This is a genomic window from Lysobacter arseniciresistens ZS79, from assembly GCF_000768335.1.
Classification (GTDB): Bacteria; Pseudomonadota; Gammaproteobacteria; order Xanthomonadales; family Xanthomonadaceae; genus Novilysobacter; species Novilysobacter arseniciresistens.
The window spans coordinates 1-9,365 of the sequence record NZ_AVPT01000051.1; the positions used below are offsets into that span (position 1 = coordinate 1).

The window sequence follows — 9,365 nt, forward strand, 5'->3', positions numbered from 1 at the left end:
GGGCGGGCGCCGGCTGCGGCGAGAGCACGAAGGCGCTGCGCGCGGCGCGGTCGGCCATGCTGAGGGCCAGCACCGGGGTGTGGTCGGCGCGGGCCTGGGCGGCGGCGGTCGCCAGCAGCGCCAGCGGCGCGACCGCGCCGAGGTCGCCGCAGGCCAGGCCGAGGTGGCGGGCGTGGTCGACCGGTTCGATCTGCGGCAACGCGGCGGCGATCGCGCCGGCGACCTCGATCGCCCGGCTCGGGCGGTGGTCGGCGTCGCTGAAGACCAGCGCGATGTCGTCGACGGCGTGGCCGGCGGTGTCGAGCGCGGCCTGCAACAGGGTGGCGGCCTCGCGGCTGGCGGCGCGACCGTGGCCGGCGCGGGCGTGCAGGACACGGTGCAGGCGGATCGTGGGGATGTCGGCGGGAATGGTGGGCGCGGCGGCCGAGAGCAGCACGCCGGCGGCGCCCTCGCCCGGGATCCGGCCTTCCGGGTGGCCGTCGGCCAGCAGTTCGCGCGCGGCGTCGAGCCGGGCGATCGCGGCCTCGCCCACCAGCGAGTGGGCGGCGAGGAGCAGGTGGCGGTCGCCATCGTCATGGACCACGCCGGTGGCCGGGTCGAGCAGGCGCCAGGCCTCTGCGGCGCTGGCCACCGGCATCGCCTCGACGGTCAGCGCGCCGGCGTCGAAGCCGATCGCGAGCGCCTTGCGCTGCAGCCAGTCCACGCATGCGGTGCGGGCCTGCACCGGCCATTGCGCCGGCAGCAGCACGCGCACCTGCAGCACCGGCGCGCGTGGACCGGGCGCCGCGGCGCGGGCCGAACGCGAGTGGTGCATCGCATGCGGGTGCAGGCCGCCGTGTTCCGGCTCGGCGACATCGTTGTCGGACGGCGCGGGCAACGCGGTGTACAGCAGCTCCTCGGCGACCGGGTCGAGCAGCGCGAGCGCGCGCAGGGCTTCTTCGCCGAACAGCCGCTCGACCGGCTCATGGGTGCCGGCCGCGGCCAGCACCGACTCGAGCGCCGGCACGATCATCGCCGGGTCGGCATCGGCCACCTCGGCGGCGAGCACCGGCAGCCCCAGCGCGTCTTTCAGGGTCGCGTGCAACGGCGGGCGTTGCGGTTGGGCCAGCGCCTGCGCGACCGCCAGCGGCTGGTCGCCGGCGCGCAACCAAACGGCGCCGGCCAGCAGGTGCAGCACGCGGTCGGGTTGCGGACCGCTGTCGACCGGCGCCTCGCCGTCGGCCGTGGCGGCGATGCCGGCCACCGGCGGCGCGGCTGCGCGCGCACCGCGGAACCTGCGCCAAGCCAGCCGCAACAGCAGCACCAGCGCCAGCACCGCCAGCGGCAACAGCACGAGGTAGAGAACGATGTGCCCGGCGGTCGGCTCGATTCCGGCGCCACGCCAGTGCAGCACCACCGTGACCCAGCACGCCAGCAGCACGCCCGCCGCGAGCGCGGCCGTGCGCAGCACCGCCCGGCCGCTCATGCGGGCCACCGCGGGTGTCGTCGGGTCGGGGAAAGTGTCGAATCCATCCGGTTCCACACCTGCGCTTCCGGGCGCCGGCGTCTGTGCTCCTGCGTGTTATCCGATGAGGACGCGTTGCTGCGCGGCGATCAGCGTCGCCCCGCAGGCGGTCTTGTCGCCGTGGCGGGCGACCGGCTGGCCGTCGATGATCACGGTCGGGTCGCCGCTGGCGATGACGGTGTCACCGTGCTGGCTGCAGGCGACCTTGTCGCCGACGCGGGCAACCGGCTTGCCGTCGATGTCGGTGGTCGCGGTGCTGCTGGCCACGGCGCCGCCATGGTCGATCTTGTCGCCGACGACGATGAAGGGTTTTGACATGGCCATGCTCCCTGGCGGGGCCCCGATCGGGCCGTCCGGCGTCCTTTGCCGTGCGCGACGATAGCAGGACCGGGCGCCGGCTTCACCTTTTGCCGACGTGGTTCAGGCCGGCGGCCGCACGCCGGGGCGGCGCAGTTCGACGTGGCCGTAGTCCTGGATCGAGGTCCAGCCACCGCCCCAGACCAGCCCGACCGAGCGCGCCACCTCGCCGTACAGCTGGTAGCCGCGACGGGTCCACGGGTCCTCCATGTCCCACTGCAGCTGGCCGTTGCGCACCGGCGCGCTGTCGGCGGCGAGGCCGTACTGGTGCCAGCTGCGGCCGGCGCCGGCGCGGGTCACGCTGCCGCCCTGCGCGGCCAGCCGCGCCTGCCGTTCGGGGCTGCGGTAGCCCTCGACCAGCGCCATCTCGTAGCCGTGCTGGTCGCGCATCACCCGGTAGACGACCAGCAGGCGCTGCTGGAAGTCGGGGTCGAGCCGGTGCCACTTGCGGTTGGCGGTGGCGATGCCGGGCATCACCCGCACCGCTTCTGCGGTCGCGAACACCGCCGGCGGCAGGTCGGCCGGCGGCGCGAGGCGCTCGCCGCGCAGCAACGCGAGGACGTGGGAGTCGGCGCGGGTGGTGGTGGTGGCGTCGAAGCCGTCGAGCAGCACCTGCCGCCGCAGTTGCAGCACCAGCAGCGGCGGGATGGCCAGCAGCAGCAGGCCGACCACCAGCGGCACCCGGTGGCGCGCAACCGCCCGCGACAGCCGCGAGCCACCGCCGTGGAGCCGCCGGCCCGAGGCCGCGACCCGCTCGCCCGCGCGCGACTGCCAACGACCCGCCACCCCGCCGAGCCTCGCCCAAAGGCGGTCGACACCGGCCAGCACCTCGTCGCGCGCGGCCGGGAACAGCACCAGCCAGGCCAGCGCCGCACCCGCCACGAAGAACACCGCAACCGCCATCGCAATCATGCCGAACCGTCCCTGGTTTCCCGTGCCGCGGCCCGCTCCACGGGCCCGTGAATTGACGCGTTCCCGCCGGCGACCGCAGAATGCGGCCGCGACCGGACCGGCAAGCCTGCCCGCCGGCAGCGACACCAGCCGGCCCCGCCGGCGGGGAAAGGAGTCCAGGTGGATCGGCAAGATGCCAAGCCCAGACGCCCGAGCCTGTTGGCCGGCGCACCCGTTGATGCAGCCTCGGCGGAGGCGGCCCGCCCGTCGTCGGCGCGCATCCTAGCAGACATGCAACCGGCCGCCGCGGCGCGCAATCCGGTGCCTGCGCGGCGCCGTGCGTGGCTCGCCGTGGCCGGCGTGGTGGTGCTGGCCGCGGTTGCCGGCAGCTGGATGCTGGGCGACGCCGACCGCCCGCAACCGCGTCCGGCCGCCCAGTCCGCCGGGCTGGTGGAACGCAGCGACAACGCCATGCCGATGGCGGCGACGATCATCGAGGAGCCGGGCCCCGGCGCCGCGGCCGCGGCCGGAGCCGCCACCGCGAACGCCGACCCCGACGCGGCAACCGGCACCGTTGCGGGGGCATCCCTCGCCGAATCCGACACCCCGTTCGCCATCATCTCCGGCCCGGCCGCCACCTCGCGACCCGCTCCCGCCCTGTCGAACGACAACCCGTTCGCGACCACCACCGCCGTGGCGACGTCCGCACCGGCGGAGCGGCCCCGTGCCCGCGCCACCGCCAGCCGCACCAAGACCGGCGAACCCGACCTGCTTGCGGTCCTGCTCGGCAACATCCGCGCGGGCGACGAGGGCAAGGCACGCGACGTCGAGGGCCTCGACGCGCTGATCCGGAGCATGCAGACCGAGCAGGACCGGACCGCCACCCGCAGTCCATCCGGCGCGACAGCGACCGACCAGGCCAACGGCCGGCCGCTGCGGACGCGCTCGGAGCAGATCCAGTCGAACCTGCGCGAGTGCCCGCCGCCCAACACCGCCAAGGGCATCAAGTGCAGGCAGGCGATCTGCGCGGTCTACGCCGGGCGCGACCCGGCCTGTCCAGCCGCGGGCTGAGCCGCTGCGGCCGCGGCTGTTACCAGACCACCTCGGCCATCGAGCAGTTCAGGCCCGAGCCGATGCCGAGCAGCGCGACCCGGTCGCCTTTCTTCAGGCGGCCCATCTCGCGCAGCTTGCTGAGCACGATCGGCACCGAGGCCGGGCCGATGTTGCCGTGCTCGTTGAAGATCGTCAGGACCTTCTTCGGGTCGATCCCCATCGCCTTGGTGAAGGCGGCCGTGTGGACCTTGCTGACCTGGTGGATGACGAACTCGTCGAGCTCCTCGGCGACCCAGCCGAGCTTCTGCTTGGCGACGCCGAAGGTCTTCTGGGCCAGCTTGATGCCCTCGATCAGCAGCATCCGGGTGTCGGTGATCATGCCGTCGAGGTTGCCGCGGCAGAGCTTGTTCCACTCGGTCGCGGCGCGGGTGACGCCGCCCTTGTAGCGCGGCGCGCCCGGGGCCAGCTCGGCGCGCGCCAGCACCATCGCGGCGGCGCCGGAACCCAGCGTCAGGGTCGCCAGTTCGCTCTTGAAGTCGGCCTCGGTGACGTCGGCGCGGGTCATGCGCTCGATGGTCTTCTCGTATGCGAGGTCGGCGGTCTCGCCGTCCACCACCAGTGCGTAATCGATCTCGCCGCGCTCGATCATCCGGCTGGCGATGTCCATGCCGTTGATGAAGGCCAGGCAGGCGTTGGCGATGTCGAAGTTCTGGCAGGTGTCAGGCAGGCCGAGGTTGCCGGACACGATCGACGCGGTCGACGGTTCCAGGTAGTCGCGGCTGACCGAGGTGTTGACCAGCAGGCCGACCTTGTCCGGGTCGATGCCGGCATCGGCCAGTGCCTTCACGCCGGCCAGGGTGGCTGCGTCGGAGGCGAGCATGCCGTTATCGTCCCACAGGCGGCGGGCGTGGATGCCGGCGATGTCACCCAGGACGTCGGTGCGGATGCCGAGGCGGTCCAGGGTCGGCTTGAGCCGGGCGTTGATCTCGTCCGAGCCCAGCCGGCGCGGCGCGTCGATGTGGGCCAGGCCGGCAATGGCGACGTGTTGGAACAGCATGGGCAGCGAACCGTGAGGCAAAGATCACGACAGATTAACGTTTTGCCCGGATTGCTGCATTACCGGGGGCTGGCTGGTGGTGTCAACCGCCGGTTCAGCCGCCGATCGGATAGGTCCGTGCGCCCTGTCCGCTGGCGGGCGCCGGGGCCGGACCGGGCGCGGCCGCGGTGGCACCGCAGTGGTAGGCGGCGAAACGCTGGTCGCCGTCCAGCGGCGGCGCGAGCGGCTGGATGGTGTCGGCGTCGAGGCCGGGGGCCTCGTTGCGGGCGAGGGTTTCGAGCTCCTCGCGCACGCGCAGGTTGTTGCGCTCGTAGAAGGCGACGCTGTCCTTGACCGACACCGCGATCTCGCCGCGCTTGGCGCAACCGGCCGGCGGGCCGCCGGCGCCGATCACCCGCACCGCGCTGGCGCCGGGGGCCATGTGCACCCAAGTGCAGCCGCTGGCGAGTACGAGCGTGGCGGTGGCGAGGATGAGCGGTCGGATCATGGCGGCTCCAGCAAGGACGGGGGCTAGGTCAGGCGCGATTGTCGCGCGACGACGCCGGTTTTGGCGCCGTCGCGGTGAATCGCGGGTGACTCGCAAACCCGCCGGGCGAAGCCACCCGGCGGGCACGATGCGCTACTCGGCGTCGGCACCGTCACCGGTTGCAGCGGCCGCGGTCGCGCCGGCACTGGTCGCGACCGGGTTGCCGTCGGCGTCGAGTACCTGCACGGTGCCGAAGTCGAGCGCGCGCACCGGTTCCTCGATCTGGTCGAGGTCGCCGACCACCACCCAGGTCAGCGCCGACGGCTCGATCGTGCCGGCCGCTGCGGCCACCTGCGCCGGGGTCAGCGACTCGATCTCGGCCTGGCGCCGCTGCACGTAGTCGTCCGGACGGTCGTAGCGGACCATCCCGGCGATGGTGCCGGCGACCGAGCTGGCGGTCTCGTAGGCGCCCGGCAGGCTGCGGATCTCGTTGGCGCGGACCTTGGCGACCTCCTCGGTGGTCGGCGGCGCCTTGCCGCCGGCGTACTCGGTGATCTCGCGCTTGAGCTCGGCCATCGACTCGGCGGTCTTGTCGATCTGCACCGGCGCGAACGCCAGCCACGGCCGCTGCCCCACCGCGTCCGGCGCGAAGCTGTACGAGCCGTAGGCCCAGTGCTTGTCCTCGCGCAGGTTCATGTTGAGGCGCGCGCTGAACTGGCCGCCGAGCACGGTGTTGGCGAACTCGAACCCGGTCGCCTGGGCCGACTTGGTCGACGGCACCAGCTGGCCGACGAAGATGTTGGCCTGCACCGCGCCGGGCTGGTCGATCAGGAACACCCGCGACTGCTCCGGCCGTTCCACCTTCGCCACCTCGCCGGTGGCCGCCGGCTCGCCGGCCGGGTCCCAGTCGCCGAGGTGCTTCTCGAGCATCGGCACGACCTCGGCCAGGGTGGTGTCGCCGACCACGACCAGGGTCGCGTTCTCCGGCCGCACCCAGGCGGCGTGGTAGCCGACCAGGTCGTCGCGGGTCAGCGAGGCGATCGACGCCTCGGTGCCAGTGCCGCTGAACGGCATCGCGTAGGCGTGGCCCTCGCCGTACAGCAGCGGCGGCATCACCCGCAGCGCGGCGGAGTTGGGGCGCGCCTTCTCCTGCTTGATGCCGGCGATCCAGCTGGCCTTGACCCGGTCGATCTCGGCGGTGTCGAAGCGCGGCTGGCGCAGCATGTCGGCGAACAGCGCCAGCGAAGGATCGAGCTGGTCCTTCAGCGCCGACAGGTAGGCGCTGCCGCCGTCGAGCGAGGCGCCGGCACCGAGGTTGGCGCCCAGCGCCTCGGCGCGGGCGGCGAACTCCAGCGCGCCGTAGGCACCGGCGCCTTCGTCGAGCATGCTCATCGCGAAGCTCGAGGTGCCGAGCTTGTCGTTGCCCAGCGCGTCGGCCTTGTAACCGCCGTCGAACAGGTAGTTCAGCTGCACCACCGGCACCGCGTGGCGTTCGGCGAGGATCACCTCGGTGCCGTTGCTGAGCGTGGCACGCTGCAGCTCGGGGAAGGTCAGCTCGGGGAACTGTTCCGGCATCGGCACGCCGGTGCTGCGATCGACGGTCGACGCGGTGGTGCTGTACTTGCCGGCGACCGGCGGCAGCTGCAGCGGCGCCGGGTCGACCGCCGGCTCCTCGGCCAGCGGGGTGCGCTCGCCGGGCACCACCACCAGGGTATGGTCCCCGTCGCCGAGCCACTGCTGGCCGACCGCGACCAGCTGCGCCGGGGTCACCGCGGCGACGGTGGCCAGGCTGTCGCGGAAGCAGTCCGGCTCGCCGGTATAGATCTCGCAGCTGGCCAGCGCGTCGGCCTTGCCGCCGAAGCCGCCGATGCGCTCGATGCCACGGATGAAGCCGGCGCGGATCACCGTCTGCGCCTGCGCGACTTCCTCCGCGGTCGGGCCTTCGTCCAGCAGCCGCGCGAGTTCCTCGTCGATGATCGCCTCGACCTTCTTCGGGTCGACGCCGTCCTTGACCGACGCCATCACCAGGAAGTTGGACCCCAGCTGCGACTCGCTGACGCCGGCGCTGACGCTGTCGACCAGCTTGTCCTGGTGGACCAGCCGCTTCTCCAGCCGCGAAGTGTCACTGCCACCAAGCACCTGCGCCAGCACGTGCAGCTGGTCGACCGCGACGGTGCCGGTCGGCGGCACATTCCAGGCGCGGTAGATGCGCGCCTGCGGCACCCGGTCCTCCATCACCTCGCGGGTGTCGGCCGGACGCACGGCGATGTCGATCGCCGGCTGGGCCATGTCGGGGCCTGCCGGGATGTCACCAAAGTATTTGGCGACCTTCTTCTTCGCGGTCTCGACGTCGATGTCGCCGGCCAGCACCAGCACCGCGTTGTTGGGGCCGTACCAGGCGCGGAACCACTGGTGCACGTCCTCCAGCGCGGCCGCGTTGAGGTCGGCCATCGAGCCGATCACGCTGTGGTGGTACGGGTGGCCCTCGGGGTACAGGGCCTGGTTGAGCTTGGTCCAGACCTGGCCGTAGGGCTGGTTCTCGCCCTGGCGCTTCTCGTTCTGCACCACGCCGCGCTGCTCGTCGAGGGTCTTCTGGTCGACCGCGCCGAGCAGGTGGCCCATGCGGTCGGACTCCATCCACAGCGCCAGGTCGAGCGCGGTGGTCGGCACGTTCTGGAAGTAGTTGGTGCGGTCGGTGTTGGTGGTGCCGTTCATGTCGGTCGCGCCGACCAGTTCGAACGGGGTGAAGTACTCGCCGGGCGCGTTCTCCGAGCCGTTGAACATCAGGTGCTCGAACAGGTGGGCGAAGCCGGTGCGGCCGCGCGGTTCGTCCTTGCTGCCGACGTGGTACCAGACGTTGACCGCGACGATCGGCGCCTTGCGGTCCTCGTGCACGATCACCCGCAGGCCGTTGGGCAGGGTGAACTCCTCGTAGGCGATGTCGACGCCGGCGGCCGGTGCGGCTTGGGCGCTGGCCGGGGCCGGAACGAGCGCGGTGGCGCCGATCGCGGTGGCGAGCGCCAACGCGAGCGTGCCCTTGTGCAGCAGGCCCTGGCGGGCGCGGGTGGATGCGGTCATGGTGACTCCCCTGTCGGTGGATGGCGGCGTCCGGGCGGACGGCAACGCCCCATCCTAGCGGCGGGCGTGGAAGCGGGCACTAGGTCACAAGTCCCGGTGGCGACGCGGCCGGCGCACGCGCAGCCGCCGCCATCGCGCCGCGCTGCGGGGCGCGGCCTAGACTGTCCGCGGCTCCGTACCGGAAGAATCCAATGCCCTTCGACACCGACCGGCACTGCCTCGTCACCGGCGCCAACCGCGGCCTGGGCCTCGAGTTCACCCGCCAGTTGCTGGCCCGTGGCGACCGCGTGGTCGCTGCCTGCCGCCAGCCCGGCCGTGCCCATGCGCTCAACCAGCTGGTCGGCGAGCACCCCGGACGACTGCATGTACTGCCACTCGACGTCGCCGAGCCGAAAAGCCATGCCGAACTCGCGCGCGAGCTGCCGCTGGTGCTCGACGGCGGCCGCATCGACCTGCTGCTCAACAACGCCGGCGTGCTGCACTCGGGCGAGCGCTTCGGCAAGGTCGACCCGGCGATCCTCGACCACAGCCTGCACGTCAACGCGACCGGACCGTTTTTGCTGACACAGGCGCTGGCGCCGCTGCTGGCCGACGGCGGCACGGTCGCCAACCTGTCCTCGGAGCTGGGCTCGATTGCCGGCAAGGACGCGTTCCGCACGCCCAGCTACGCGATCTCCAAGGCCGCCCAGAACATGGCGACCGCGCTGCTGGCCCGGGCGCTGGCCGAGCGCGGGATCACCGTGCTGGCCTTCCACCCCGGCTGGGTGCGGACCGGGATGGGCGGCGGGAAGGCACCGGTGGAGCCGGCCGAGGCGGCCGCCGACATGCTCGCCACCCTCGACCGCGCCGACGCGTCGCTGAGCGGGCGCTTCGTCGACCGCAAGGGCGAGCCGATGGCGTGGTGACACGCGGCTTTCCAGCGGGCCTGTGTAGGAGCGGCTTCAGCCGCGATCGTGGAG

The 9,365-nt window shown here is 72.8% G+C and carries 7 protein-coding genes and 1 pseudogene; 2 read left to right on the forward strand and 6 right to left on the reverse strand.

Annotated features, from left to right (window positions below):
* The 3 genes from N799_RS13660 to N799_RS13670 form a co-directional block, all read right to left on the reverse strand.
* Positions 1 to 1,465, reverse strand: a 1,465-nt coding sequence (locus N799_RS13660; RefSeq protein ID WP_036213738.1) for a hypothetical protein, incomplete at its 3' end; no start/stop codon positions are given.
* Positions 1,466 to 1,561: 96 nt separating this feature from the next.
* A complete protein-coding gene (locus N799_RS13665; RefSeq protein WP_036213751.1) occupies positions 1,562 to 1,822 on the reverse strand; it encodes a PAAR domain-containing protein in 261 nt (86 codons plus the stop codon).
* 102 nt (positions 1,823 to 1,924) lie between these two features.
* The gene (locus N799_RS13670; RefSeq protein WP_036213741.1) at positions 1,925 to 2,773 is read right to left on the reverse strand and encodes a M15 family metallopeptidase; all 849 of its coding nucleotides are present in this window, start codon (positions 2,771 to 2,773) and stop codon (positions 1,925 to 1,927) included.
* 270 nt (positions 2,774 to 3,043) lie between these two features.
* On the opposite strand from N799_RS13670, the gene N799_RS14505 reads away from it, so the two are divergent.
* A complete protein-coding gene (locus tag N799_RS14505; protein ID WP_052101576.1) occupies positions 3,044 to 3,823 on the forward strand; it encodes a hypothetical protein in 780 nt (259 codons plus the stop codon).
* 19 nt (positions 3,824 to 3,842) lie between these two features.
* Here N799_RS14505 and N799_RS13680 read toward each other — a convergent pair whose 3' ends face one another.
* The 3 genes and pseudogenes from N799_RS13680 to N799_RS13690 form a co-directional block, all read right to left on the reverse strand.
* Positions 3,843 to 4,862 carry a 3-oxoacyl-ACP synthase III gene (locus N799_RS13680; RefSeq protein WP_036213743.1) on the reverse strand — a complete coding sequence of 340 codons (1,020 nt, stop codon included), beginning with the start codon at positions 4,860 to 4,862 and terminating at the stop codon, positions 3,843 to 3,845.
* Between the two features lie 175 nt (positions 4,863 to 5,037).
* Positions 5,038 to 5,346 (reverse strand): annotated as a pseudogene (locus N799_RS13685) (DUF4156 domain-containing protein); the annotation flags it as partial.
* Between the two features lie 135 nt (positions 5,347 to 5,481).
* Complete coding sequence (locus N799_RS13690) at positions 5,482 to 8,406, reverse strand: M16 family metallopeptidase (protein WP_036213746.1); 2,925 nt, start codon at positions 8,404 to 8,406, stop codon at positions 5,482 to 5,484.
* Positions 8,407 to 8,597: 191 nt separating this feature from the next.
* Here N799_RS13690 and N799_RS13695 point away from each other — a divergent pair, with 191 nt between their 5' ends.
* Positions 8,598 to 9,311 carry an SDR family oxidoreductase gene (locus tag N799_RS13695; protein WP_036213749.1) on the forward strand — a complete coding sequence of 238 codons (714 nt, stop codon included), beginning with the start codon at positions 8,598 to 8,600 and terminating at the stop codon, positions 9,309 to 9,311.
* Positions 9,312 to 9,365: the final 54 nt, after the last annotated feature.

Coding starts and splice junctions, on each gene's coding strand:
- N799_RS13665 (WP_036213751.1), bottom strand. CDS start 1,822: ATGTCAAAACCCTTCATCGTCGTCGGCGACAAGATCGACCATGGCGGC.
- N799_RS13670 (WP_036213741.1), bottom strand. CDS start 2,773: ATGATTGCGATGGCGGTTGCGGTGTTCTTCGTGGCGGGTGCGGCGCTG.
- N799_RS14505 (WP_052101576.1), top strand. CDS start 3,044: ATGCAACCGGCCGCCGCGGCGCGCAATCCGGTGCCTGCGCGGCGCCGT.
- N799_RS13680 (WP_036213743.1), bottom strand. CDS start 4,862: ATGCTGTTCCAACACGTCGCCATTGCCGGCCTGGCCCACATCGACGCG.
- N799_RS13690 (WP_036213746.1), bottom strand. CDS start 8,406: ATGACCGCATCCACCCGCGCCCGCCAGGGCCTGCTGCACAAGGGCACG.
- N799_RS13695 (WP_036213749.1), top strand. CDS start 8,598: ATGCCCTTCGACACCGACCGGCACTGCCTCGTCACCGGCGCCAACCGC.